Genomic DNA, 26,638 nt, shown 5'->3' with positions numbered 1-26,638 from the left:
CCATTGGGAAAGTTCTGGCATGGCCCTCGCAAGGACAACGTTAGGAGAGTTTCGTGGAAGGTGGCTGCAATCCCGGTTTGGGGTTCAGGCCGTTTATCGCAGTAGTGGCAACCTGGCGCGTTTTAAAGTGTGCATTGTTGATCGTCAGGGCAGCAACCTTTGCGATAGATACCCCGTGATGAATGACATGGCAGATGCAATGCAAATCCGCTGAGGCACCTTCTTCGTGATCGACTGTATCGTGATAGGCTTCGCTGATGTGGTCGTCGGACTCCCGGGGATCAAGGAACGCGATGTCCAAGGCAGGTGCCGTTACGAAGATAAACAGCAGCAATATTTTTAAATATTTAGCCATAGGTTAAATCAATATCTTCGCTTGGGTTCACGCCTATAGGTTTCTTACAAGCTTTAGCTACAATTGTCACTTGCGGTATTCTGACGCTGCTTCTCTTCAGACAGTTCTTTCCAGGATTGTTGAACAATTTTTGTGGCAGAATGGATAAAGAGGCTACCCATGATACCCGCGACCAAAAGGTCCGGCCAGGCGGCATCGGTCGCCGCGATACCCGAAGCCGCGAGGATAACTGCGAGGTTGCCGATCGCATCGTTGCGACTGCAGAGCCAGACCGAGCGAACGTTGCTGTCTCCATCTTTGTATTTGAGCAGCAAGACGGCGCTAATCACGTTAGCGGCGAAGGCAGCAACACCAATCGCCCCCATAGTCAGGGCTTCGGGTACGCCTTCAATGAAGACGCGGTAAAACGTACTGCCTAACACCCAGGCTGCAATTGCAAAAAGGGATATGCCTTTGAAGAGTCCAGCCTTGGCCCGCACCGCGAGCGGCATTCCAATTACAATAAGGGAGATTGTGTAGGTCGCGCTGTCACCCAGGAAGTCAAGCGAGTCCGCTAGCAGGGCCATTGAACCTGCCGCCAAGCCGCCAAAGAGCTCAACGAAAAACATGCCAAGATTGATGACAATGATAACAATCAAAATCCGCTTATAGGCCGGAGACGTTCCATCAAATTTCTGATCTGCACCACATCCACAATCGCCAGACATTTTTTTACCTCGAATCATTGTTGGTTTCTTGTATTAAACTCTACATGCTATAGTCGCTGTAGGAGCAAGGGGAAAATTTATGGCGCAGGATTTTATGATCGGTGAGCTGGCAAAACGCACAGATACCAAGGTACAAACGATCCGCTATTATGAAGAAATTGGTGTCATGCCAAAAGCGATACGGGCTGCAAATAACCGGCGCCTCTACAACGAAATTCATTTGGAGCGGTTGACCTTCATTCGACATAGTCGCGAGCTCGGCTTCTCCCTTGATGATATCAGGAACCTCCTGGAGCTTTCGGACCAGCCCGATAGACCATGCGAAGAAGTTGACGCAATCGCACGAGGTCATCTTAAAGAGGTAGAACGGAAGATTGCGGCGCTTCAGGTGATGCAGGCAGAACTGAAGCGTATGATTACCAATTGTTCAGGCGGCGCTATATCAGATTGCAGGATTATCAAGGTGCTTGCAGATCACAGCCTCTGCCAAAGTCACAAATAATTGCTGCTTTGGATTGGAAAGTGTCCTCTGTCGATAGGGGTAGCATGACTGTTTTCTGATCAACAAAGCAGACATATTATGAAACTCTTTTCTAACATTGAAGTATCCAACCAGCTCAGGAATAAGGGAAAACTGATTTGGCAACAGCCACCTTTAAAGCTGAAGGGGATTTGGGTGGTTCGGGCTATCTGCTCCCCAGTCTGGTCAAGCGCAAACGTCATCTGTTGACAGGGCAATATGTATGTGCTGTGAAGTCGTGGATCAAAGATATTGGTCTCGACCCAGCCAGCTATGGCACACACTCACTGTGGTAGACCAATGCCTCCCTCATTTCCAAGCAGACCAAGAACTTGAGGGCGGTCCAGCTGTCGTCGAGGCCCTCATTCTGGCCGTCGGATTCAAACTAACGGGCGCCTTCAAGATCCAGAAAAGGCTTTCCAAAAGGCGTGCCGTCGTCACTTCCTCGTCCATATTTGATATTGGCTATAATCTGGTGAATGGCCTTTTTATCGGCATTGTCGGCCAGTGATGGCAGGCTCAGGAACGTAAATAATAGCAGTGAATAAACCGCTCTCATAACAGACCTTCGCGTATTCTCTTGTTATGTCTCTTGTGCTAGGGACGGTGACGCCAACGCAAACCAATGTGCATATTACTGATTGGGAGAGGAAAAACGCGATGAAAACATCAAAGCTGGCTCTGTTAGCGCTGTTTGTGGTGGTGTTAGGTACTCTAATGGTCTTTTTCAAGCCGGGTTTATCGCCGGACAAGGCGACCTTTACTCCGACCTTGCAGTCTGGCAACAGTGATCTGGTGAGCCGCGGGCGTGTTATCTATGCTGGGCAGTGCGCTGCCTGCCATGGCAGTAATCTGGAAGGTCAGCCAAACTGGCGACAGCGAAACCTGAATGGCCGTTTGCCAGCGCCGCCTCACGACGAGACCGGCCATACATGGCACCATCCCGATGCAATCCTCTTCGCCATCACAAAATATGGTCCTGTCGCGCTGGTTGGGGGCTCGACTTACGAAAGCGACATGCCAGCCTATGACGGTGTGCTGACGGACGAGGAAATTGTCGCAGTGCTGTCCTATATCAAGAGCCAGTGGCCCGAGTATATCCGCATGCGACACGATCAGATGAATTAATGGCGCAAGATGGTTTTCTTTCACGACTGATCATGCCCTTTCGCATGATCATGGCGCAGCGCGCCCAGATAATATTTTTCAAACAGGAAAATGACGAATATTCCGCTGAAGGACACAAATATTATCAGTGGGTCAGATAATCCTTTCATCACAAGGAAAGCAACCAGCGCGACAAGATCAAGCACGATTGCCGTGATGAGAATGAGGCTATTGGCGCCAACATCATGTTTGAGATACCGATACACCCCCCAGTGAATGATGATATCCATGATCAGGTAGAATATTGCGCCCATTGATGCAATGCGGCTGAGGTCAAAAAAAGCAGCAAGCAAACTGGCCAGAACCACGGTGTATACCAGTGTATGTTTTTGTATATTACCGGGCATGCCAAAATGGCGATGTGGTATGAGGTTCATATCGGTGAGCATTGCCAGCATACGCGAAACCGCGAATATACTGGCAAGCAATCCGGAAGCTGTGGCAATCAAGGCGATTGCAATGGTAAACCACACTCCATATTGGCCGGTTGCAGGGCGGGCAGCCTCGGCCAGCGAATAATCTTTGGCTTTGACTATTTCATCAATGGTCAGGTTTGAGCTGACTGCGAAACTCACAAGAAGATATGTGACCAAACATATAACAAGTGAGATAATGATCGCGCGTGCGACGTTGGTTTTGGGATATTGAATCTCGCCGCCACTATTGGTGATTGTTGTAAATCCTTTATATGCAAGGATTGCAAGGGCGGTCGCGGCAAAGAAGTTTGCTACTGATGACTGCGTGATTTCGGGTTGAAGTTCCGGGGTAAACTTGAACCCGGCTGCAACAAGGGCCAACCCGGAAAAAATCAATATTCCCCCAATCTTCACAATGGCGGAAACCAGTGAGATTCGGCTGATCAACTTGTTTCCTGCCATATTTGCCAGGAATGCGACAAAGATTAACCCAATGGCGATCACTGGTACCAGTATCGGCTCGTTGTCTGTGTCAAAGAGTTTCAGCGCATATGTGCTAAACGTGCGTGCAACGAGGCTTTCATTAATGATCATTGAGAATGCCATGAGAAGGGCTGCGCTCCCCGTCACCGTCGTTGCCCCATAAGCTTTGTGCAAGATCATGGCTATGCCACCAGAGGAGGGATATTTACGCGATACCATAATATAGCTATAGGCGCTAAAACCGCTGATAACCGCGGCTATTAGGAATGCAAGTGGAAAGAGTGGACCGGCAAGTTCTGCTACTTGCCCTGTCAACGCAAAGATGCCAGCACCAATCATAACACCGGTGCCCATGGCGACCGTGCCCTTAAGGGATAAGCTTCCCTCTCTGTATTGCGTATCCAAAATGCTCTCCCGTAAACCGTAAAACTAAGCCTGGGCAGAATGTCAGATAAGTAAAGTCACGTCGACTGTTGGGTGTAGCAAATATATCTGCGGCATTTATTGAAAGTTCCGCGTTATCTAGGATTGAGAGGAAATTATTCTGCCATAATGTTTCCAGTCAGTTCGGGTTTTTCCTGAATGATCAAGTGTGTGCCAATCCCCAGTTCGCGAACGTCTCCCGTTTCAAGAAACGAGACACTGTCCCGCACCACAATTTTTCTGCTAAATGCATCCTTTTCTGGAATTGTACAAGTGTGGTATTTCAATTTTTTCGCTAGGCATTGCATCTCGTTTGATTTCAGCGTTGGTATGATGCAATGTGCCCATGCTGTGGGTTGCACCATCTCAGTTCCCAACACCTTTAAACTGATCGAAATGCTAGGTTGAAAAGGCTCCGAGCAGGGCACTCTTGTGCAGGTTTTTCTCAAGAGTGAATCAGTCCCCCAATCGTGCCACATATCGAGGCAGATGGGGAATGCGTAGGAAGGTATGATGCCAACCGACAGCCTCTTCCTTCGTCACGTAATTTTTGCCAGTCGTATGGTGGGGATTCTTGACGATTACAGCGTGCCGGATGAGACAGCAGGGTCCACCAGAATACAAGTCCACCAAAGTCTTGCCCCGCCAGATTGACTTGTGTACCCCAGCGCATCCACGTGGCGACCGACGCGCGCAAGCTGCGGTCAAGAGAATTGACGATGGTGGCGTCAATTAAAAGCGGCTCGATGCCCTCGATATTCAGGCGACTACATTCCCCCAGCGTCAGTTCGGGTCCAGATAGAGAAGACGGACGGTATTTGCGCCAGATAGACAGTGTCTGACGCTGGAGCCGATGGCGTATGGCTTGTGTATGGACAATTGGCCGTCTGGCGTTTCGATATGCAGCGGGGTGCTTTGGGGACAGCACAGTTGCAACACATAATGATTGTTGAATTCCGTTTGACCAATAGGACCTTCGTAATAGATCCAGCCGAGGCCGATTGTCAGGTCGCCGGTCCAATCCTTTTTGCTCTGTTGTGGGGGCTTGTTCATCTGAACATCTGACCTTTAATGGCTATGCTGTCAGTTGGTCTTGGGCCCTGCGCCCAGGTCGGAAAGGATGGGGCAGTCCGGCCTCCCGTCGCCATGGCAATTGTCGGCCAAATCCCTGAGCGTATCGACCATGGCTTGCATCTGGCGTATTTTTTCCTCCAGTTTGGTGACATGTTCCAGCGCAATTACTTTCACATCGGCGCTGGCGCGCTCGGTATTTCGCCACAGCCCGATCAGGCGTTCAATCTGCTCGATGCTGAAACCAAGAGCGCGTGCCCGTTTTACAAACTGCAGGATGTGCACGTCATTTTCCGAATAGTGGCGATAGCCTGATTCCGTCCGTACGGCTGGGTCGATCAGGCCAATGGATTCATAATAGCGGATCAGTTTGGCGTTCACGCCGGATGCTTTTGCTGCCTCGCCGATAAACACGGTAGTTCTCCTCACGTTTTGTTGCGCGGAGACCAGCCGCGCAATGTCAGGGCGTTGAGAACAACGCTAACTGAGCTGAGCGCCATGGCCGCGCCGGCCAGCATGGGGCTGAGGTATCCGAATGCAGCCAGTGGTATGCCGACAATATTATATATGAAAGCCCAGAAAAGCCCCTGCCGTATTTTGCCGTAGCTTCTCCGTGAGATATCTAACGCACCGGAAACGAGGCTCAAATCCCCCCGCATAAGGGTGATGCCCGCGGTTTGCATTGCGACATCGGTGCCGGTGCCCATGGCAAGCCCGATATCGGCCTGAGCCAGAGCCGGGGCGTCGTTCACGCCGTCTCCGACCATGGCGACCACGGCACCCTTCGCCTGCAGTTCCGCGACGATATTGGATTTTTCCTCCGGCAGAACATTGGCTCGCACAATATCAATGCCCAGTTTGCGAGCTGTGCTTAGGGCTGTGTCTGCATTGTCACCGGTAATCATGACCGTTTCGACGCCCATGGCATGAAGGATGTCGATTGCCTTGTGCGCTTCGGATTTAATAGTGTCCGAGAATGTCAGCAAACCAAGCACGCGTGGCACGGGCGCGCTTTCAGCAAGCCATGAAACTGTCTGACCCTCTGATGCTGCCTTTGATGCTTCCGTTTCAAGAGGCGCCAATTCAATTCCGAGGTCAGCCATCAACTTACCGTTGCCAAGGATGTAGCGGTGCCCGTCAATCCGTCCTTCGACCCCCTTGCCTGGATGGTTCTTGAAGTGCTTCACTTTTGCAGACGGACCGGTTACTTCCAGATCTACCTTGGCACCTAGTGATCGCACGCGTTCAACATAGCTAACAACGGCGGCGGCAAGGGGGTGGGTGCTTCCGGTTTGTAACGCCGCAGCGATTTCCAGCATGGTCTGTTGTTTGATGCCATGTGAGGCTCGCACCACTTCCACCTTGGGTTTTCCCTCTGTAAGGGTACCCGTTTTGTCAAATGCGACGGTTGTTACCGCGCGGGCCTGTTCGAGTGCTTGTGCGTCTTTGATCAGTATGCCATGCCGTGCCGCAGCGCCTGTACCAACCATAATGGCGGTTGGCGTGGCGAGCCCGAGCGCACAGGGACAGGCGATAACAAGAACAGAGACACTGACCAGTACAGCAGCCTCCATGTTGTCAGTCATGCCGTACCAGCCAAGGAATGTCAGCGCTGCAATGGCCAAGACTACCGGCACAAAAACCATGCTTATCCTGTCTACAAGTCGTTGAACATTGGCCTTGGAGGCCTGCGCGCCTTCTACCATTCGAATAATCTGCGCAAGAACAGTTTCCGTACCAACGGCTGTGGTTCGGGCCAGAAGCAGGCCGTCGACATTGATTGACCCGCCTGTCACATTGTCACCTTCGCTTTTCTGAAGTGGCATGCTTTCCCCAGTCAGCATGCTCTCGTCAACTGCCGAAGAGCCCTCTTCAACAATACCATCTACCGGGATGCGGTCCCCCGGTCGCAGAACGACGAGGTCGCCGATGGTCACATCCGCAACTGACATGTCAATAATCTTGTCGCCGCGGCGTACCCTTGCTGTGTCGGGCCTCAGCTTCATCAGAGCCCGGATGGCACTGGCGGTTTGGCCTTTTGCGCGGGCCTCAAGCCATTTACCCAATAAAATGAAGGTGATCAAAACGGCAGATGTTTCAAAATACAGATGTGGTGCAGTACCGGATGGTGCTGTGATCATCAGATGGAGGCTGAGGCCGTAGGCTGCCGAGGTGCCAAGGGCTACCAAAAGGTCCATATTGCCAGTGCGGGCTTTCACAGCCTTGAAGCCACCAATATAAAAGCGGGCACCAAGCCAAAACTGGACGGGAGATGCCAACAGCAGTTGGGCCCAACCGGGAACCACCCACTTGCTTTCAAAAAAACTGGTGCCCATACCGATCAGCAGGGGTGCCGATAGGAGGGCGGCAATGAGTACATGTGTCAGTTCTCGCAGGGATTTGTCGTCGCGGCCATTTTCCATTACGGGGTGAGCGTTTCCATCATCGACCAGGGAAGTTGCTGTGTATCCGGCAACTGCTATCGCAGCTTCGACTTTCCGGGCGTCAACTGCGGCTCCTGTAACCACAGCGCGTTCGGTAGCAAGATTGACAGTAGCAGATGAAACGCCGTCTACCGTCATGATTGCCTTTTCCACGCGACTTACACAGGACGCGCATGTCATGCCGCCTATCGTAAAGGAAGCATTCATTGATGCTGGGTCAGACAGTGGTTGCGTTTGGGTTTTATATGCCATTTCTTTTCTCCGCGCTCGGTGTAACGTTTATGGGGTTATGCCGTCCTCTCGCTGATACACAGGCTCAATCTCTGACGCCTCGTAGCCCGCATGGCTCAGGGTTTCCATAATTTCTGCTGCTGATGCAGTTCCAGTTACAGTAACTGTCTTTGCTGCGAGATTTGCCTGAGAAGAGGTAACGCCGGGGAGTGCGTTTACCGCTGTCTCAATCGTGTTAACACAATGTCCACACGACATATTGCTGATGGCGAAGTTTTTCATTTTGCTGTCCTTCTTTGGTTGTGCAGTCAATCTGCACGCTGTCGTGTAGGCATATGGGGCTTCCAGTAATTGGAAGGTCAAGGGCGATTTCAAATATTTTTGATTCCGGCGTGAGTGTGGAAATGTTTGCTTGACCCTGAGCCGTGATCTGGGGCTATACTGCGTCTGATATGAAACTGTTCAAGCGAATACATTCGGCTCTAGTGGCTTTTATGGTGGCGGCAATGATGGTTGTCGTTCCTTCTGTATTTGCGGCCGCTGACCATGATTGCTGTGTTGAGGAAATGGCTTCTGACACGTTGACACAGATGACGGATGTTCAAGCTGAAACAACAATTGTAGCCATTAAACATGCAAGCATGATCCATAAGAATGGACACGTAGGGCAGGACGGCAGCGCTTGCGATGTTTCGTGCTGCGGATTGGCGGTTACCGTCGTGTTGATCGATCGTTCGCCGCGTGCTGCGGGCGCCTGGATGCTCCACGTGTTGCCAGCACCAATGCCTGATCAGCCGATGTTTTCGGCAGTTGGCGATCACATCACACCACCTCCCCGGACCATATAGCTGTTCCCAAGCCAGATTACCTGACGCTGGTTATCGCTCACCGTAGGCCAGTGGCTGTCCGGTGATGGAAAATGTTATACTCCCGAGAGGGTTCGGAAATGAATTCAACAGTTTATTTATTAGATGCGGCCAATGACACTAACTGCAGGATTGCCGGCGAAAGTAACAGGCAACATCGTTCGAAAAGTACGCTAACAATGACTTCCCTTCATGTAGGCATGGGAGGAAGGTCGTGAAACATCTGAGCAGAAGAAGCCTTCTTAGAGGCGCGGCTGGTAGTGGTGCATTCCTTTGCCTTTCTGGCCTACTTCCCCTATGGGCACAAAGTGCAGCTAGGGGCAATTGGGGGGTGCCCTCAGGCACTGCCAACAGTTTCAATCTGGATATCGACAGGTTTCCGGTCCGGATTGATGGTCGTTCTACCACTGCGGTTGGGATCAATGGCACCTTACCGGGGCCTTTGATCCGGTTTCGTGAGGGAGACGATATTACCCTCAATGTCACTAACCGCCTCGCCCAAGATACGTCTATTCACTGGCATGGCCTTCTGGTGCCATTTCACATGGACGGTGTGCCAGGCGTTTCGTTTCCGGGCATCAAACCCGGGGAGACCTTCAGCTACCGGTTCGCTGTCCCTCAAAGTGGTACCTATTGGTATCACTCGCATTCTGGTATGCAGGAACAGCTAGGCCATTATGGGCCGATCATTATCGATCCTAAAGATGCCGACCCCGTTCAGTATGACCGTGAGTATGTTTTGATCCTGGGCGACTGGACTTTTGAGGACCCACACCGGATTTTCGCCAAGCTGAAAAAGAATGCGGAGTCGCTGAATTTTCAGCGCCGCACGGCGGGCGACCTGGTTGATGATATATCCGAGAATGGTCTGAGCGATACTATTGCCGACCGGGCCATGTGGGGCCGGATGCGTATGTCATCCACCGACTGGGCCGATGTAACCGGTGCAACCTATACATATGTTATTAACGGGCATTCGACAGCAGACAACTGGAACGGTGTTTTCCGCCCAGGAGAACGTGTGCGCCTGCGTATCATCAATGCGGCGGCCATGTCTATTTTCAACTTCCGGATACCCGGGCTGCCGATGACGGTTGTTGCTTCTGATGGCCTCAATGTTCAACCCCTTGAGACCGATGAATTCCAGATCGGGGTGGCTGAAACCTATGATGTGATTGTCGAGCCACGAGAAGAAAAGGCCTATGCTATGGTGGCGGAATCCATCGACCGGTCAGGCCAGGTTGTTGCAACACTGGGGCCAAGGCCCGGGATGCGCGCCGAAGAGCCGAAGATCAGAAAGCCTGTTCCACTGACAATGAAGGATATGGGCATGGACCACAGCGCGATGTCTGGCATGGATCACAGTAAAATGGATCACGCCGCCATGGGCCATGGCACCATGACGACGCAAGGTGACGCGTACCATACCCTGCCGACAACTGGCGCCAATATCCAGCGGGGACCGGGCGTTGTGAATATTGCTGCGGCACCAGCAAACAGGCTTGACGAACCTGGGCATGGCCTGACCGACGTGCCACATCGTGCGTTGCGATATGCGCAGTTGCGCAGTTTGGATGTGAACCCGGACTTGCGACAGCCAGAGCGTGAGATCGAACTGCATCTGACTTCCAATATGGAACGATACATGTGGTCGTTCGATGGTAAACGGTATTCGGAAGTGGAAAAACCCATCGTCTTATACGAGGGCGAGCGCTTAAGGCTGACGATGGTGAATGATACCATGATGCCTCACCCGATCCATTTGCATGGCATGTTTTTTGATGTCGTGAACGGTGCTGACGATCACAAACCGCGCAAGCATACGATTATCGTGAAGCCTGGGGAAAAGCTGTCGGTCGATATTTCAGCCGAGCACGTGGGTGACTGGGCATTCCATTGTCACCTGCTTTATCACATGGAAGCGGGTATGTTTCAGGTGGTGTCCGTGCTGCCAAAATCGCAGACGCCCCCGCATACGCGGCGCCATCAAGGCAATTCAGAACCCGGTCAAGGGATGAAGAAAGAAGTCGATCACAAACACATGCATCATGGGCATGGCGACAAGGCGGAAAGCGAAACAGGGGGGCGTAAATAATGCTTACGTACAAGATATTCTCGCCTGCACTGGTAGTCGGTGCGCTTCTCATGAATACGGGTTCTACAGCTGCCAACGAGGAAGTGCAAAAGTCGCCTGTTATTGCCGGTCAGCAGGCAGATCAGTATTATGACCCGCAGGAAATGGCGGAAAAGCGCGTTGAGATTAAAAAGGCAATGGGTGGCCAGAAAACTTATCTGTTGCAACTTGATCGGTTTGAGCTGCAAAGCCATAACGGTGAAGACAATCTGGTTCTTGATGGCCAGGCTTGGTACGGCGGCGACATCAATAAGTTATGGGTCAAAACAGAAGCCGAGTTGAACCTGGACAGCGGAGACGTCGAAGAGGCCGAAGTTCAGGCGCTCTGGTCGCGTGCTGTTTCGCCTTTCTGGGATTTGCAGGCTGGTCTGCGTCATGATTTCAAGCCGGATGGGCTGGATCATCTGGTCCTGGGTGTGCAGGGGCTGGCACCATACTGGTTTGAAGTGGATGCAGCAGCATTTCTCAGTACCGACGGGGATCTAACAGTAAGTGCCGAGGTGGAATATGATTTTTTGCTGACACAGCGCCTGATCCTGCAGCCCCGCGCCGAGATTGGGATCTCTTTTCAGGATATCATAAAGCAGGAGACCGGAGCTGGGTTCACCTCATTAAGTGCGAGTGTTCGGTTGCGCTACGAAATCAAGCGTGAGTTTGCTCCCTATATTGGTGTCGAGTGGCAGCGGAAACTGGGTGGCACAGCCGATATTGCGCGGGCTGCTGGTGAAGATATCGGGCGAACTATGCTGGTTGCCGGCATTCGTGCATGGTTCTAGAGACGCGCATGGAAAATACACTCACATTAGAAAATGGAGCGGGCTTCAACGGCCCGTTCACCATGCACAGTGTTGAAACATTGGTGTTTCGCAGGCACGCCCCGGCATGCCTTAAGCAACTTGATGAAGGCGGGAGGGCCTGATGACTAGTTTGATTGAACCAAATCTGCACCCAGTGTTGGTGCATTTTGCCTATGCATTGCCAGTGACGGCGACAGCCGCTTATTGGCTGGGCACTTTTGGCCCGGAGCGGGACTGGAAACCCGGTCTTCTCAAGGCGGCGGACTGGATGCTGGCCTTTGGCGCCCTGGCCATAATAGTGACAATCGCGGCTGGCTTTCAAGCCTACTATACAGTGGGGCATGATGGTCCCTCCCATGCTGCCATGACCACTCACAGGAATTGGGCAGTGCCGACTGGCCTGGCGATGTTGGCGCTGGTGTTATGGCGCTGGAAGTCCGGGCGCATCAATCCAAAAACCCTGTTCCTGATATTGCTGACTGTTGCCGCACTGGCACTTACCGTGACGGCCTGGTGGGGCGGCAGGATTGTCTACGGTTATGGGCTTGGGGTGAAAAGTCTGCCCGAAATTACAGGTGGTGGGCACGACCACGATCATGGTGAGGACAAGTCACATGACCATACAGCGCAGCCAGATCAGGCAGACAAGGCTCTCAATCGTGGTGAAGGTGCCAAGGCGCATGAACATGACAATGCCGACGAAAAGACAGATGTTGCAGCAGGTGCCAGGGAAGAAAAGGCGCACGACGATAATGCGCACGATCATGGCGACGCGCATAATGTGGAAACGCTAGATGCCGGTGCTATCTCCAATGCCTTTTATGCAGCTCTGAAAGCTGGAGATGAAGCCACCGTGGCTCGGTTGCTAGCAGACGATGTGTTGATTATTGAAGGTGGTCACGCCCAGACCACCAAAGCTGCCTATATGTCGGGGCATATGAAATCAGACATGGCTTTTCTACCCAATATGGAAAGCAAGACTCTGTCGCGTGAAACAGGACAGGCTGGAGACAGGGCATGGGTCGTGACCCACTCCAGGACTATAGGCAATTACCGGGGGCAAGAATACAACCGGATGGGCCGCGAATTTATGTTGCTTCGCCAAAAAGGACACGATTGGAAGATCGAGTTGATTGAATGGGCTGATCGATAGTCCTAACTAACTGCCGCTCTGCAGCAGATTTTTGCGGGGCGGCATACTCGGTATTCTCTATTAAAGACATGTTGTTAAGTAATTACAGGGAAAGTTGCCAAGCTTGCCACATATTCGGTTAAGTTAATCGCAACAAACAGGGCGAGGGCGGATCGTGCGAGTTATATTTCTTCCTCTAGCTTTTATGTTTTCTCTGGCGCTGTCAGTAGCGGGACAGGCGGAGTCCTTGAAAATACTGGCGGGGCAGATACCCCATGTTTTTCATCAGGAAACGCCTGGCCCTCATAACCAGTTTTTCCAACAGATTATTCGACCGCGTATAGGTGACCATGAGGTGCAATTTCTATCCTACAGGCGGGCAATGAGGGACTTTGCTGAGCGCCAGGCGGATTGCCTGTATATTGCTATCGACAGCATTGATGATTACCCGATCGAATTGGATGAGAGACAGTTCATCAGGTTTTCTAATCCTATAAACCGTGTTGGGCTGCGTCTGTATACCCGCCCAGACGACGTGCCAGTAACTGCCTATGATGACTTAAAGAGCAAAGTCATTGTTGGAGCAGGCAGTCACCTCAAAATACTGGAGCCCCATATCGGCGCGGATTGGGGTGTCACTACACTGGAGGTGGAAACCGGGGTCAAGGCGTTTGAGTTATTGGATAAACACAGGGTGGACGTCGTCATTTCCGTTGATTTTGATACCAGGCTACTCGAAAAAGCTAAGGGCCTTCAAAGTTATAGTTATGACAAGGATCTTGAAGTTGTGGCCTGGAACGAGGTGATGACCTGTTGGTATTCAGAAAAAACAGATCGGATATTGACGTCATTAAATCTGATGCTTCAAGCTGCAAAAGACAACGGCACCCTCATTGCAACGTTTCAATAACGGTACGGGTGTTCTTGTTTTAACCGACTGAAATAGCTATATTTTTGTATCCTCCCACACCATTGCAAATCTCACGAAGACGATTGCATTCTTAGGGTCGTTCGCGGTGCGGAGAGAGATGGTGGTCATCAGATAAAGATTTACAAAAAACTGGAGGTCCCTATAGAGGGTAAAAGGTTAGGGTTGTCTAGAACGGCGATTGTCGATTTCTGGGTAGTCTGTTTGTGTTATTTATATTGCTGTTTTTGTGATCTCTATTGCAAAAGAAAATTTAGATTGCACACATGAAATGCATCGCAAATTTCTTGAGGTTGGACCGTGAAAGTACACTCCATTCAGGCACCCTATCAACGTATTAAGGAAGAATTAGTTCAGTCAATTAAGGACGGTACATACGGTCCAAATGATAAAGTTCCATCAGAAAATGCCTTGATGAAGGAATATGGCGTCGCCCGGATGACTGCGCACCGCGCGCTTCGGGAGCTGACAGATGAGGGCATTCTGACGCGTGTACCCGGTATTGGTACTTTTGTGGCTGAAAAAACAGATGACGGGCATGTACTGGACGTAAAAAACATCGCTGATGATATCCGCGCTCGGGGCCATGATTATTGTGCCGACGTCATTCTCAGGCGTGAAGAGCCGGTGGACGGCAGGCTGGCTGATCTCTTCTACATGCAGGCAGGTGAGCGCCTGTTGCGAACCCGGATTGTACATTTGGAAGGTGAAATGCCGCTGCAGCTTGAAGACAGGTGGGTTAATCCTTGTTTTGCGCCAGATTATCTAACCAATGATTTTAGGCATATAACGCCGACCGCGTATCTGTTGTCTAAATTACCTCTGCAGGAAGTGGAACATACGATTCGGGCGGAAATGCCGAGCGAACAGATTTTTAAACTTCTCAGAATGCCTCGGACCGAACCCTGCCTCGTGCTGACAAGGCGCACATCGATGAATAAAAAGGTCATCACATTTGCACGTATGTTCTTTCCGGGCAGCCGATACCGGCTCGGAAACAAGTTCAGCGCAAATGTCAATCTTGATTAACAGCGATTTCTTCTTCTCCTCTTCACGTAATCTTGAAAAACGCTGAAAAAATGCACTCGACTTTCATCTTCTCATTACCCGTTGCAGTTGTGAAATTTTCGGATATGGCCCACCATTTCCCCAAAAACTAGAAACAGCCTCACACTGACCCGAGAGAATAGGGGCTGGAATGCGATTTGTTTCTTAATGCCCGATCAATTTGACTGATTTGTTCTTGCTATATGACAAAATAGCACTAATGTTTCCTTTGTTATATATGGTTGTCTATACAGGTCTGTGTAAGCTTCGATGAGGATCAGGGCTACAGCGGTTACTGAGTTTATGCTGTATTTGACGAGATGGAGCGAGGACCGGGAGGAGATTACGAAATGAAGAAGACTAGATTAAATTGGCTTATGGCAATGACGGCCCTCGGTGCTGGCACGCTTATTACCGTACCTGCGGGTGCCGAAAGTGAAGAAGAAATTGCCCTTGAAGAAGTTGTTGTTACGGGAAGCCGGATTAAACGCAAGGATCTTTCTGGCGTTGGGCCCGTAACAGTCCTGAACGAAGCAGCCATCGAGGCTACAGGTGTGACGTCATTGGAGGTCTTGCTTCAACGGTTGCCTGCGGCAGCCGGATTTGGCGGTAATCAAACGAGCGCGTATTGGGTTTCAAACGGGTGGGGCACGCCGCAAATCAACTTGCGAGGTCTCGGTGTTAACCGGACCCTGGTTCTGGTGAATGGCCGCCGCGTAGTATTTGGTGGGACTGGCGCTAACAGCAGCGTGGATCTTTCCATGATCCCCATGTCCCTGATCTCCAAGGTTGAGGTCCTCAAGGATGGTGCTTCTGCCACCTACGGTGCGGACGCAGTTGCCGGGGTGGTGAATTTGATCACCAAAAAGGAATTTGAAGGCCTTGAGGTCGAGGGCAAGTTCGGTATGACCGACGAAGGTGATGGTGAAGAGTATCTTGTTGATCTGACATGGGGAGCGTCCAGCGATGTAGGTAACATTATGGTCAATATGAGCTATCAGGACAATAAAGCGTCGCCGCTTGCTGACGACAGTCGCGCCCCGTGTCCCCTTTTTCCGGACGGAAGTGGTGGGTTGGAATGCGGTGGTAGTTCCTCCACAATCGGTGGTCGAGCAACACTGCCTGCCGGTGCGACCTTGCGAGACGGCACGATCCTGACAGAGCCGACGCGGATCAACTTCAATCAGGGATCTGGCGACGGCGACTTTTACGAGCCCTATGATGGGTCCAGACACTCGTTTAACTACAATCCGTATTTCAATGCAGTTCAACCGATTGAGCGATTCAGCTTCACGACGCTTGGTTCCTATAACTTGGGCGACGAAGCCCGCCTTTTCGCTGAGCTGATGTATACCCACAGGGAGTCCATGCAGCCTGCCTCGCCTGCTACCCTACAGGATATATTCTACTCTGCGGACCACCCGACAAACCCGACGGGCGTGGATTTCACGCTTGAGCGCCGCCGCCTTCTAGAAAACGGTGCGCGTGACTTCCTTCAGGAAGTTGATACCTGGCGAGTGGTGACTGGCATTGAAGGAACAATCAATGACCACTGGTCTTATGATGTTGCCTTTAACTGGGGCCGCAACACGGGCATCGATGCCATTGCTAACAATATCAATATGCAGCGCCTTGGTGAAACACTGGATCCAGATGTATGTGGTTCCGGCGGTATACCCTGCGGCGATTATCTCGGCTTTGGCGACGTAACGCAGGACGTACTCGATTATATCGTCTTCAACCAGCAAGGTACCGGCGGCAACGAACAGATCAGTGTCAGCGGTAACATCAGCGGCGATCTGTTTGAGCTTCCTGCGGGTATGATTGGCATCGCTGGCGGTGTGGAGTGGCGTAAGGAAAAAGGGTGGCGTAACCCGGATTCTCTCGTCGTCGCAGGGCTGGCACTAGGTAATCAGGCCGATCCGATCTCTGGCACCACCAAAACCAAGGAAGTATATGCAGAGATGCATGTGCCGCTACTTGCTGATATGCCCTTTGTACAGTCGCTGGATATGGACCTAGCCATTCGCTACTCGGATTACGACCTTTTTGGCGGAGACACCAACTATAAAATTGGCCTGAATTGGCAGGCATCAAATGCGATCAAGCTGCGCGGTACTTACACAACCGCTTTCCGTACTCCGAACGTTCCGGAACTGTTTGGGGGTGTCTCGGAGGGTAATCTGACCACGACTGATCCGTGTTCGGGTTATGCAGCACTTAATAGTTCAAGCACTGTTTATCAAAACTGTCAGGCTGCGGGCGTACCGCTGAATTATGTTCAGCTTGGCAACACGATCCTCACAGACCGTGGCGGCAACCCGGACCTGCAGCCGGAATCGGCGAAGTCCATGACGCTTGGTCTGGTACTACAGCCGCTTGATGGCCTGTCCTTCACCGTAGATTATTTCGACATCGAGGTCGAAGATGCCATTCGTGAAACCCCTGGGTCGACGAAGCTGTCCATCTGCTACAACTCACCAAGCTTATCGCATGTCTTCTGTGGTCCGGGTCATCACACCCGGAACTCTGTTAATGGTGATATCAACTATCTTTCAACGCAGAAGACCAACACTGGTCGTGAAGTTATGAAGGGTGTCGATTTTGGTGCTGTTTATAACTTCGATACGGAAGGTTTGGCGCACTCGCTGGATGTGAAGGCCACCTACCTCGCCAAGTATGAGTCCACAGCCTTTGATGGTGATGAGCCGTTTGAATTTGATGGTTTCATTGGTGGCGGCAACGGCGGCTATCCGCACTGGCGGGCAAATGCGTCCTGGACTACCAGTGCCGAGAAATGGTCTGGTACCTATTCGGTACAGATGATCGGTAGTGGCGATGACTTTAATGCAACGGAAGGAGTCGGTTCTCATATGAAGGCCGTTTTCTACCATAATGTTCAGTTCTCGTACTCTATCAACGACGCGATGAAGCTGAGCCTTGGTGTTGACAACTTGTTCCAGAAAAACCCTCCGTATGTGGCATCGTGGACCGACGGGAACACCGATACCATGACATATGACCTAGCCGGTCGCCGGGGATATCTCCGGTTTACCTACCGGCTGAAGTAAGGTGAGCCAAGCATGGGCGGGGTATGCCCGCCCACGCTTTTTTGAAAATTATGCACTCTTGGGGTTTCGAAATGCGCGCTTCGTTTTTATCACGCCGGTGGCACAAGTGGCTGGCCCTGGTGATTGGTATCCAGGCCCTGTTCTGGATGATCAGCGGCGTCTACATGGTCACGATGAATCTGGACTATATCCACGGTGACCACCTTGTTAAAAACATGGATGAACCGCTTACCGCGGCTTATGGTGACGTGGTTCCTTATTCGACTATGCTGACCAGAAACCCGAATGCATCACGTATTCAGTTGGTATCCTGGCTGGGTAGTCCACATTACCGGATTTATTCGCCGGAAGGGACGAAGCTGGTCAATGGATACACAGGCGAGTTGGTTTCGCCTCTTGATGAAGGGACCGCACGAGGAGTCGCTGAATATCATTATGCTCAGGACGGGCAGATCAGTGGTGTAAGCCTTTTGACGGACAAGAAAGACGCACCAACCGAGATTCAGACTCGCCCGTTACCGCTTTGGCGAATTGATTTCAACGACGCAATCGGGACCAGTCTATATGTGTCGCCGAATGACGGTCGGCTCGTCACGCGTCGGCATGATTTCTGGCGCATGTTCGATTTTGTCTGGATGCTCCACATTATGGACTATGAAGACCGCTCAGACATGAACAACAACCTTTTGCGTGTGGCCGCATTTGTAGGCACCATTCTTTCTCTGACCGGTATCTGGCTGCTTTTCTACAGTTTCAGGCGGAAAAATTGGAAGGAATCTGGCGGTTCGGGAGATATGTCATGAACTTGATGCGCATTACCCATAAATGGGTAGGCCTTCTGCTAGGGCTTCAGTTGCTTTTGTGGATGCTGAGCGGTTTTATGATGAGCTGGTTCGAGCACGACCAGGTGGAAGGACACCACCTTCGCAAACATGTTCATGGCGAGCCTGCCAGCTTGGCCTCCTTTGCGCCCTTTGCGGGGGAGGAGGAAGTCCTTGCACAGGTTTCTGGCAGCGATGTGCTGAAAGCCGTCACGATGGACCTCTTTCAGCGCAAGCCTGTCTATAAGGTGCGGACGGAAACCAGCACCCGCATGTTTGACGCCAGGACAGCTCAGCCCATTATCATTGACGCAGAAAAAGCTCGTGAAATTGCAGTGGCTGACTATGCCGGTAGCGGTACGGTCGAGAATGTGACGCCGATCAAGGCACCAACCATGGAAACCCGCGAAAGCATGGGACCGGGCTGGCGTGTTGATTTCGATGATGAAGAAAACAGTTCCTTTTACCTTTCTGCAGAGACAGGGCGCATCTGGGAGCGTCGCCAGGATACTTGGCGTCTGTTTGATATCTTCTGGATGCTGCACATCATGGATTATGAAAACCGCAAGGATTTCAACAATATGTTTGTTATCCTGTCGGGGTGGACCGTGCTGTGGCTTGCCTTGACCGGTGTTGTCATGTTGGTGGAAAACTTCCGCCGTGGCGATTTCAATCTGGTTGCAGCAGTTCGGCAGCGGGGTGATACCAGAAAACTTCTGGTGTCTGACGGTGGTAGTCATTTTGAGCGCGAGGTTATCAGTCAAGGACGCAAGACCATGTTTGATGCGTTGGCGGCGGAAGATATTCATCTACCGTCCACCTGCGGCGGCGGTGGGACATGCGGCCTGTGCCGGGTGCGCATGACTCCGGTTCCAGTCGCTACAGCCGCAGACTTGCGGCAGATACCTGCCAGTGAAATTGAAACGGGCTATCGTCTTGCCTGCCAGCACCAATCTGACGTCGCGCAGGAGATCATTGTGGCAAGCGATCTGCTGTCGGCACAGGATTTTGAGGCGGAGGTTGTGTCAAGCCGGTTCGTGACTCCGTTTATCTGCGAACTACGTCTGCGTCCACCATCCGGTGAGTTGCTAACCTTCCGGCCGGGCAGCTACATGCAGGTGACGATTCCGCCTTATAGCACGACATTGTCTGCTCTAGCCAATCTGCCTCAACCTCTGAAAAATGCCTGGGCCGAAAGCCATGCTCTTCATCAGGTAGGCACAGAGGAAACGTTGCACCGTACCTATTCAATGGCCAATGCGCCTGAGGAACTCGGGGCGGACTTTATGCTGAATGTCAGGGCTGCTTTACCGCAGAATGGCAGTGTAGGCGTTCCTGTCGGGGCCGGCTCGGCATATATGTGCGGACTGAAGGCTGGAGACATGGTGAAACTGCGTGGGCCTTTCGGCGATTTTGCCCTCAAGGACACCACGTGCGAGAAGATCTTTATCGGCGGTGGGGCCGGGATGGCACCGCTCAGATCCATGATCATGCATGCGCTGCGTAATCAGAGGGAGAACACCTCGATGACTTTCTGGTATGGTGCTAGGACGAGCGCGGATATTTATTATCAGGAAACATTTGAGTCACTGGAAAAGGTACATCCAAACTTCAACTGGTATGTTGCCCTGTCAGAAGCGACAAGCACTGACAGGCAAGGATATACCGGCATGATCCACGAAGTGGTGCGTCGCGAATATCTGGAGGGTCATAAAACCCTTGATGAGTGTGACTTCTATCTGTGCGGTCCGCCCAAAATGCTGGAAGCCACGTTGGCCATGCTCAAGGAAATGGGCGTGGATGACACCCGGATAGATTTTGACGATTTCGGCATCTGACACGCCAGTTCATGATCGTTTGCATGAGTGAAAAGCAGGGTTCAGGCTCTGCTTTTTTCGCAAAAGAGGCGATGGATATTTATTACTTGGGGCAGACACCGCCGGGTCACCCGGGTGAAAGGTCCTAAACGGCCGCGCCCGGGGTTCAAGCACAACAAAGTCTTGCTGCGCGCTGATCAGACCGTTTTTCCTGTTGGTATAGAACGTGCGCACCATGTCCGGGTATTGGTGATCACAAAAGACAAATGACCGCATACCGGCATGCCAGCGCTGGCGGGCAAAAATGATAGCTCTTCCAGAAAGTACTGTATACCATGCATCAGTGCGGCGTGACCCAGTTCTTTGAGAATGGCGTTCTGGCTTTCAATAATCCAGTGTGGGCAGGTCGAGCATTGTTCGCGGAAGACATCGCCCAAAGCCTCAATTGCAGCAACTGGTGAGTCTCTATTGGGTTGCGCAAGGACCAGCAAGGAAATATGTATAATTATAGTTGTATTGAAGCAACTGTTTGATCCCGGCGGTTGATTATAATAAATTTCCGGTAAGTGGAGACTAGTCGAAGGCGCTATGCCCTTGAGGGTGAAGCGAACTTCATTGGTTTAATTTCTACATTATCGAAAGTCAGAATGGATGGGACCTTTTGTAATGTCTTCATGTTTGCTGATATCTGGCACTTCTCAGTTGCAGGGCAGAGGTAATGTTGGGGCTAGTGAATGTTGAGGATTTTATAGCTAGAATCCGGCAGGTTGACGGTACGGATGATGTGAGCCGGATATTCACCGAAGAAACCAAAGCTCTTGGTTTTGAACATCACACATGCATTTCCGTCGTCGACCTGAACAACCCGCCTCTCGATGCCATCCAGGTGTTCCGATTTCCCCAAGCCTGGGTGGAATATTACATCCGCGAGGAATATTATAAATACGATGTCGTGATCAAAACCGTGCTGAAAAACACGGGCCCTTATCTATGGAAGGCGCTTGACGTATCGGACAAACGTAATCGGCAAATTTTTGCTGAAGCAAAGGAGGCCGGTATTCGAGACGGCCTGACAATCCCGATCGCTCTGCCTGGGCATTATCCCTGCAGCATCAACATGGCTGGTGATCATACGGATATTGATCCGCTCAACTACCATATTGTCCATTTGATGGCGGAATATTATCTCCTGAGAATTGTGGAACTATCGAAGTCCAATCGCAGGCTATTCGATCCGCCTGATCTGACGCCGCGGGAGCTTGAATGCCTGGTCTGGATGGCAAAGGGAAAAAGTGACAGCGAGATTGGCGATATCCTGTCGATTTCCCATCGGACAGTGAACGGCTACATCGAAAACATCCGCAAGAAAATGGATGTCGGCACGCGCACCCAGGCGGTGGCACTTGCGATCGTTTGTGGCCTCATCGCGCCCTGACGCTGGCGATACGGGGCTATCGTTGCCCGCTCCCTAATCATGATGGCTCACTTTTGCGCCGCCCGTGGCCTTTCAACCGGATGGAAATTTGCCCGCCTTGCGTCTGCGAGGGTGGCCCGTCGAGTCTCCGTTTATTTTGACGCGACAACACACCTTTTAGATTGTTGTTATACAGCTAGAAAGAGAAAAAAGTTTCACTATCCTATTGTAAATGAACGCGCTTTCCGTGACCCCGTATTTTTACGGGTTTCTTGCCCTTCCATAATTTCGGCACGTTGGCTCCAAGCCATTATTTAGGGGCAAGACGATGATCGAAATTATCACGTTATCCAACCGGCAGGCTTATGCGCCACAACTGGATCAGATGTTCCGTCAACGCCACGCGGTGTTTGTCGAGCAGTTGAATTGGGTTTTGCCGGAAGTTTTCGACGGGCGGGAGGTCGATGCTTTCGACACCGAGGAAACGGTCTATCTGCTTTCGCTGGACGACGCTGGCAATGTCCAGGGGTCCAGCCGCCTGAATCCCACACTGAGGCCCCATCTTATGACGGAAAGTTTCTCTCATCTGGTGGATGGCGATATCCCGAGGGGACCTCATATCTGGGAAAGCTCCCGGACCTGTATTCCGGAAGAGAACCGCAGCAAGGGCATCCTTGGAAAATTGTTTCTGGCCATGGCGGAAACGAGCCTGCTGTTTGGTGTTCAGCAAGTGACTTTTGTTTCAACGCCAGCATTTTGCCAGATCATTCAAAGGGCGGGATGGGGGTATGTGCCGCTTGGCGTGCCCAAAGCCAATGCCAGTGGTGAAGAAAGTATTGCCTACAGCTTGATTATCAATCCGGTGGCCCTCAAAAACATGCGTCACAAGCATCAGGTTTCCCGACCGGTAATCAGCGTCATCCCGACACGCCTGACTGCCTCCGTTGCGGCATAGGCGATCAGGGAGGGTGGTCATGAGGCAATGTCAACAAAGCACCAATCCCCCGATGCCAATCATCGGCTGGGACAGGCACGATGTCACAATCCTTGAAGGCACAACCTGGCTATCCTGGCCTTGTGCGCGCAAGGATCTGATCGGTTCGGAATGCCCGCCGACCCGGGAAAGCGGGGCGGGCCAAACCAACGACATGGACAGATTGTTGGATCCGCCCCTTTTGTAGGGGCGGCGAAGCGAGGAACAAAATGCAAGCACCGTCACATCGGATCATGACTGAGAGCGAAAGCGAAAACCCGGTATACGCCGGCATCAAGGCCATGGTCATGGCGCATGAGCTTATGCCGGGCCAGCGCATCCGCCTCGAACCGCTTGCGGACCGGCTTTTGGTCAGCAACACGCCGGTGCGGGAAGCCTTGATCCATCTGGCCGCTGAGCGCCTGATCAAAGAGGTGCCCAATGCCGGTTTCTTTACCAAGGAAATATCCGAATCCGAGGTTAGAGATCTGTATATATTGAACCAGTTGATCCTGGACTGGTCGTTGAGTGTGGTCAGGGATGACGGCCGGGTGCCGGGCATGCTCAAGCCACCGGAAATATTCGAGGCCGCCAGCGGCGTCAAAACGGACGCACCCGTTCCGACGGTCCAGATGATGGATGAACTTTTCAGGCATATCTCAAGGCAGTCCGGAAACGACGACATTGTTCATGTTGTCGGCAACATCGGCGAGCGCACCTATTACACCCGCCTGAAGGAATGCGAACTCTTCCCTGAAGTGCCTGAAAGTCTGGCGCGACTGTGCCGGACATATTATAGGCGAGACACAAAAGGTCTGCGTCAGGGGTTGCAGGACTTCCACGATATGCGCCTTCAAATGCTGCCGGACGTCATCCGTCGGATCAGGCAGATAAAACAGGACGCCCCTTGTCCGGCAGTGCCGAAGCGGACCTAGGAAATGACCATGCTCTGTGCATCCTGGGGTAGGGTCTGTCGCAATTTTCTCTGCCACTGGAGACCTGAGGTATGGCCGGTGTGGTGAGAGAAGCGGCCCGCGTCGCGTGGGACCAGGCGGATGGTTTTGTAAAAAGGCGATTGCTGCTCACCCTGTTGTTGGTGTTCACGTCTGCCGCTTTCTCGGCAGTCGCACCCCTCGCGCTCAAATATGCTGTCGATGCGCTCGGTACCGGTCAGACGAAGAGTACCACCCTTGAGTTTTTATCTCTTTGGAGCGTCGACACTGCCGGCGGCACCGGCTTCGGACCGATCACACTCATTTCGGCCTATCTGGTCAGTCTTTGGGTGTCGCGCTCATTGGGGGAACTTCGCTGGTTTTTGTATGGCACCGCCGACCAGAGATTGGCCCGAAATCTAAGCCGACGTTTGTTCGGTCACGTCCTGGAACTGCCGCTGAGTTTCCATCTAGGCAGGAAAACCGGTGCCCTGAACCAGACCCTTATACAGGGCCTGTCCGGCTACAGCATCCTTCTCAACCACACGATCTTCATCCTGTTGCCTGTGGCTGTGGAAATAGCCGTGATCGGCGCTGTGTTAGCCATGTTCCTAGACGCACAATTTCTCGCCATCCTTGGGGCGTCCGTCATTGCCTACAGCATCTCGTTCGCGTTGGGCGTCAAACAGATAATCGGCCCGAGCAAGACGGTCTCTACCGCTCAGGTGGATGCCTATGCCAGCCTGACCGACAGTATCCTCAATGCGGAAATGGTCAAATATTTCACGGCCGAACAGCGGATGGGCAATCGCTATGACGAAGCGCTGTCGAAGACCGAAACACAGTGGGCCAGATTCTACCGGTACAAAACCATGAACGGGCTTCTGATCGCCCTGGTGTTTGCCCTCTCGCTGGGCGCGGCAATTCTTCTCGCTGCGAAGCAGGTTATGGCGGGCGAGATGACCTTGGGAGATTTTGTGCTGGTGAATACCTATATGCTGCAGATCGTCAAACCCATGGAGACACTGGGTGCAGCCTTTCGGGATCTAGCCTACGGAGTAGCCTTCATCGAGAAAATGACGGCGTTGATGACGCTGAAAACCGAAAACACCGGAATGTCGACACAGGCAGCCGGGAAAGCGATAGGCGCCGGGACCGGTGGCCTGATTTTTAACGATGTAACTTTTTCTTATCTTGAGGGCGATCCGGTTCTCAGGGGTGTCAGCTTCACCGTGCCGCCTGGTAAAACGCTTGGCATTGTGGGAGGTAGCGGCGCCGGAAAATCCTCGCTCGTTCGGCTGCTTCTGCGCCTTTACGATCCCGACAATGGCGCTATCTTGTTTGGGGGCAGTTCGATACAGACCATGCCGCTGGATACACTGCGCGGGGCCATCGCGGTTGTGCCGCAAGATACCGTGCTGTTCAACGATACCATCGCCTACAATATCGGTCTGGGGCGCCTAGACTGCACACAGGGCGACATAGAGCGTGCAGCGCGTCTCGCTCATATCCATGACAAAATCCTCGCGATGCCGGATGGCTACCGGACTATTGTCGGGGAGCGCGGGCTCAAGCTTTCAGGGGGCGAGAAGCAGCGTGTCTCGATCGCACGGGCCGTGCTCAAGAATCCGCACATGTTTGTCTTTGACGAAGCGACCTCGTCCCTCGACACCAATACCGAACGACGCATTCTCGACAATCTGGTTGAGGTTTCAAAGGGTGTGACAACGCTGATCATTGCCCACCGGCTCTCGACGGTGGTGCATGCGGACGAAATTCTGGTGCTTGACGAGGGCAGGGTGGTAGAGCGCGGGCCTCATGGTGCGCTCCTCGAAAAAAATGGCCTCTATGCATCGATGTGGCAGACACAGCAGCATGGTGGGAGGCGGGATGGCAGGAACAGGGACATCAGCTAGACCCGCTGGGCTGCCGGGTCCTGAAGGCATGTTGCTGGGCGTTATGTCGGCATGCACCGGCGTCCTTCCGAGCAGTCAGGCATAGCCGGGCACGGAAATAATATATTTTGAATATAAACTCCGGCACCTCAGCCAGCCCTCGGTATTCTCGGTGTTGTGCGGCCCGACGATCGCCGTGGCCAACCACTGGCAGAGGCAGAATTTCCGTGATCATGACCGCCGAGAGAACCCATTTTCTGAGCCCGCGCATTTTTCCCTGTGATGTGGACGGCCATATGATCGTGCTCGATCTCGGCGCCGACCGGTACGCACGCCTTGGTGACGTGGAAGCGGCGGTGCTCAGGCACCTGTTCGGCGGGCAGGGCAAACACAGTACGCCTGCGCCGCCTAGCCTTGAGGCCTCGCTCGACAGGCTGGTGGAGGAGGGCATTCTGACCACCGACGCCGTGACGGGCAGGGAGGCTTTTCCTGAGCTGCCCGGGCAAGTCATGCTCGATCTGAAGGGCTATCCTCATGACGGTATCCCGAAAATCCGCATGGGCCATATTGTCAACTGTGCCTGCGCGTTTGTGTGCGCCAAATTCATGCGCCACTTTCATTCGATCGAACGTACCGTTCTGCGGGTCAAAAGCCGGCGGGAGCGCGCGCTTGCCAATGCCGGTCGCCCGAAAAGCAAAAAAGAGGGGCGCTTGCCCGAGGTGGACCTGGCACGTATCCGCGAATTGGTCGAGATATTCCGCATCCTCAAGGGGCTGTTCTACACCGGAAAAGGCCGATGTCTGTTCGATTCACTCACGCTCATCGAATTTCTGGCGATCTACCGGATCTATCCGCTGTGGGTGTTCGGGGTGCAGATGGGGCCGTTTGTGGCGCATTGCTGGGTGCAGGATGACCGCTTTATCTATAACGACAGCGCCGACAGCACGGGCTCTTTCAAGCCGATCATGAGTGTCTGAACCTGGGGGGCGTTGTC

Annotated in this window: 26 protein-coding genes; 17 read left to right on the top strand and 9 right to left on the bottom strand. The window is 52.4% G+C overall.

Features of this window, described 5'->3' with window-relative positions:
* Positions 1-40 precede the first annotated feature (40 nt).
* Positions 41-355 (bottom strand): hypothetical protein, encoded by a 315-nt coding sequence (locus ACOOGA_RS06570; protein ID WP_417461171.1) that lies wholly within the window; start codon positions 353-355, stop codon positions 41-43.
* Positions 356-408: 53 nt separating this feature from the next.
* On the bottom strand, positions 409-1,080 hold the full coding sequence (locus ACOOGA_RS06565) for a cation transporter (RefSeq protein ID WP_417461170.1): 672 nt from the start codon (positions 1,078-1,080) through the stop codon (positions 409-411).
* 61 nt (positions 1,081-1,141) lie between these two features.
* Here ACOOGA_RS06565 and ACOOGA_RS06560 point away from each other — a divergent pair, with 61 nt between their 5' ends.
* A complete protein-coding gene (locus tag ACOOGA_RS06560; RefSeq protein WP_417461169.1) occupies positions 1,142-1,564 on the top strand; it encodes a MerR family transcriptional regulator in 423 nt (140 codons plus the stop codon).
* Positions 1,565-1,701: 137 nt separating this feature from the next.
* A complete protein-coding gene (locus tag ACOOGA_RS06555; protein ID WP_417461168.1) occupies positions 1,702-1,878 on the top strand; it encodes a hypothetical protein in 177 nt (58 codons plus the stop codon).
* An 89-nt stretch (positions 1,879-1,967) separates the two neighbouring features.
* Here the strand turns inward: ACOOGA_RS06555 and ACOOGA_RS06550 are convergent, their stop codons facing one another.
* Positions 1,968-2,141, bottom strand: a complete 174-nt coding sequence (locus tag ACOOGA_RS06550; protein WP_417461167.1) for a hypothetical protein — start codon at positions 2,139-2,141, stop codon at positions 1,968-1,970.
* Between the two features lie 101 nt (positions 2,142-2,242).
* Here ACOOGA_RS06550 and ACOOGA_RS06545 point away from each other — a divergent pair, with 101 nt between their 5' ends.
* The gene (locus tag ACOOGA_RS06545; protein WP_417461166.1) at positions 2,243-2,710 is read left to right on the top strand and encodes a c-type cytochrome; all 468 of its coding nucleotides are present in this window, start codon (positions 2,243-2,245) and stop codon (positions 2,708-2,710) included.
* 20 nt (positions 2,711-2,730) lie between these two features.
* Here the strand turns inward: ACOOGA_RS06545 and ACOOGA_RS06540 are convergent, their stop codons facing one another.
* From ACOOGA_RS06540 to ACOOGA_RS06515, 6 genes are all read right to left on the bottom strand, one after another.
* A complete protein-coding gene (locus ACOOGA_RS06540) occupies positions 2,731-4,002 on the bottom strand; it encodes an APC family permease (protein ID WP_417461225.1) in 1,272 nt (423 codons plus the stop codon).
* Between the two features lie 185 nt (positions 4,003-4,187).
* Positions 4,188-4,436, bottom strand: a complete 249-nt coding sequence (locus tag ACOOGA_RS06535; RefSeq protein WP_417461165.1) for a hypothetical protein — start codon at positions 4,434-4,436, stop codon at positions 4,188-4,190.
* A gap of 418 nt (positions 4,437-4,854) precedes the next feature.
* The gene (locus ACOOGA_RS06530) at positions 4,855-5,124 is read right to left on the bottom strand and encodes a hypothetical protein (protein WP_417461164.1); all 270 of its coding nucleotides are present in this window, start codon (positions 5,122-5,124) and stop codon (positions 4,855-4,857) included.
* 30 nt (positions 5,125-5,154) lie between these two features.
* Positions 5,155-5,556: a Cu(I)-responsive transcriptional regulator gene (cueR, locus tag ACOOGA_RS06525; RefSeq protein ID WP_417461163.1), complete on the bottom strand. Its 402-nt coding sequence runs from the start codon at positions 5,554-5,556 to the stop codon at positions 5,155-5,157.
* A gap of 11 nt (positions 5,557-5,567) precedes the next feature.
* Positions 5,568-7,838: a heavy metal translocating P-type ATPase gene (locus ACOOGA_RS06520; protein ID WP_417461162.1), complete on the bottom strand. Its 2,271-nt coding sequence runs from the start codon at positions 7,836-7,838 to the stop codon at positions 5,568-5,570.
* A 27-nt stretch (positions 7,839-7,865) separates the two neighbouring features.
* The gene (locus tag ACOOGA_RS06515; protein WP_417461161.1) at positions 7,866-8,099 is read right to left on the bottom strand and encodes a heavy-metal-associated domain-containing protein; all 234 of its coding nucleotides are present in this window, start codon (positions 8,097-8,099) and stop codon (positions 7,866-7,868) included.
* Positions 8,100-8,269: 170 nt separating this feature from the next.
* Here ACOOGA_RS06515 and ACOOGA_RS06510 point away from each other — a divergent pair, with 170 nt between their 5' ends.
* From ACOOGA_RS06510 to ACOOGA_RS06445, 14 genes are all read left to right on the top strand, one after another.
* Positions 8,270-8,665 carry a hypothetical protein gene (locus ACOOGA_RS06510; RefSeq protein WP_417461160.1) on the top strand — a complete coding sequence of 132 codons (396 nt, stop codon included), beginning with the start codon at positions 8,270-8,272 and terminating at the stop codon, positions 8,663-8,665.
* Between the two features lie 232 nt (positions 8,666-8,897).
* Positions 8,898-10,778 carry a copper resistance system multicopper oxidase gene (locus ACOOGA_RS06505; protein ID WP_417461159.1) on the top strand — a complete coding sequence of 627 codons (1,881 nt, stop codon included), beginning with the start codon at positions 8,898-8,900 and terminating at the stop codon, positions 10,776-10,778.
* Entirely contained in the window at positions 10,778-11,593 is an 816-nt protein-coding gene (locus ACOOGA_RS06500) for a copper resistance protein B (RefSeq protein ID WP_417461158.1), read from the top strand. The genes ACOOGA_RS06505 and ACOOGA_RS06500 overlap by 1 nt, the downstream gene beginning before the upstream one ends.
* Positions 11,594-11,735: 142 nt before the next feature.
* Positions 11,736-12,767: a DUF2231 domain-containing protein gene (locus tag ACOOGA_RS06495; protein WP_417461157.1), complete on the top strand. Its 1,032-nt coding sequence runs from the start codon at positions 11,736-11,738 to the stop codon at positions 12,765-12,767.
* Positions 12,768-12,921: 154 nt separating this feature from the next.
* Positions 12,922-13,656 carry a substrate-binding periplasmic protein gene (locus ACOOGA_RS06490; protein WP_417461156.1) on the top strand — a complete coding sequence of 245 codons (735 nt, stop codon included), beginning with the start codon at positions 12,922-12,924 and terminating at the stop codon, positions 13,654-13,656.
* Positions 13,657-13,974: 318 nt separating this feature from the next.
* Positions 13,975-14,703 (top strand): histidine utilization repressor, encoded by a 729-nt coding sequence (gene hutC / locus ACOOGA_RS06485; protein ID WP_417461155.1) that lies wholly within the window; start codon positions 13,975-13,977, stop codon positions 14,701-14,703.
* 368 nt (positions 14,704-15,071) lie between these two features.
* Complete coding sequence (locus tag ACOOGA_RS06480) at positions 15,072-17,792, top strand: TonB-dependent receptor (protein ID WP_417461154.1); 2,721 nt, start codon at positions 15,072-15,074, stop codon at positions 17,790-17,792.
* Positions 17,793-17,815: 23 nt separating this feature from the next.
* Positions 17,816-18,595 (top strand): hypothetical protein, encoded by a 780-nt coding sequence (locus tag ACOOGA_RS06475; RefSeq protein WP_420430026.1) that lies wholly within the window; start codon positions 17,816-17,818, stop codon positions 18,593-18,595.
* The gene (nqrF, locus tag ACOOGA_RS06470) at positions 18,592-20,451 is read left to right on the top strand and encodes an NADH:ubiquinone reductase (Na(+)-transporting) subunit F (protein ID WP_417461152.1); all 1,860 of its coding nucleotides are present in this window, start codon (positions 18,592-18,594) and stop codon (positions 20,449-20,451) included. The genes ACOOGA_RS06475 and nqrF overlap by 4 nt, the downstream gene beginning before the upstream one ends.
* Before the next feature lie 697 nt (positions 20,452-21,148).
* The gene (locus ACOOGA_RS06465; protein WP_417461151.1) at positions 21,149-21,865 is read left to right on the top strand and encodes a helix-turn-helix transcriptional regulator; all 717 of its coding nucleotides are present in this window, start codon (positions 21,149-21,151) and stop codon (positions 21,863-21,865) included.
* Positions 21,866-22,172: 307 nt separating this feature from the next.
* Positions 22,173-22,799 (top strand): acyl-homoserine-lactone synthase, encoded by a 627-nt coding sequence (locus ACOOGA_RS06460; RefSeq protein WP_417461150.1) that lies wholly within the window; start codon positions 22,173-22,175, stop codon positions 22,797-22,799.
* A gap of 272 nt (positions 22,800-23,071) precedes the next feature.
* The gene (locus ACOOGA_RS06455; RefSeq protein WP_420430025.1) at positions 23,072-23,752 is read left to right on the top strand and encodes a GntR family transcriptional regulator; all 681 of its coding nucleotides are present in this window, start codon (positions 23,072-23,074) and stop codon (positions 23,750-23,752) included.
* 71 nt (positions 23,753-23,823) lie between these two features.
* Positions 23,824-25,665, top strand: a complete 1,842-nt coding sequence (locus tag ACOOGA_RS06450) for an ATP-binding cassette domain-containing protein (RefSeq protein ID WP_420430024.1) — start codon at positions 23,824-23,826, stop codon at positions 25,663-25,665.
* A gap of 212 nt (positions 25,666-25,877) precedes the next feature.
* Entirely contained in the window at positions 25,878-26,621 is a 744-nt protein-coding gene (locus ACOOGA_RS06445) for a lasso peptide biosynthesis B2 protein (protein WP_420430023.1), read from the top strand.
* The last annotated feature ends 17 nt before the right edge of the window (positions 26,622-26,638 follow it).

Origin of the sequence: Kordiimonas sp., from assembly GCF_965216265.1 — a bacterium.
Classification (GTDB): domain Bacteria; phylum Pseudomonadota; class Alphaproteobacteria; order Sphingomonadales; family Kordiimonadaceae; genus Kordiimonas.
This window is presented reverse-complemented; position numbering and strand designations above follow the sequence as displayed.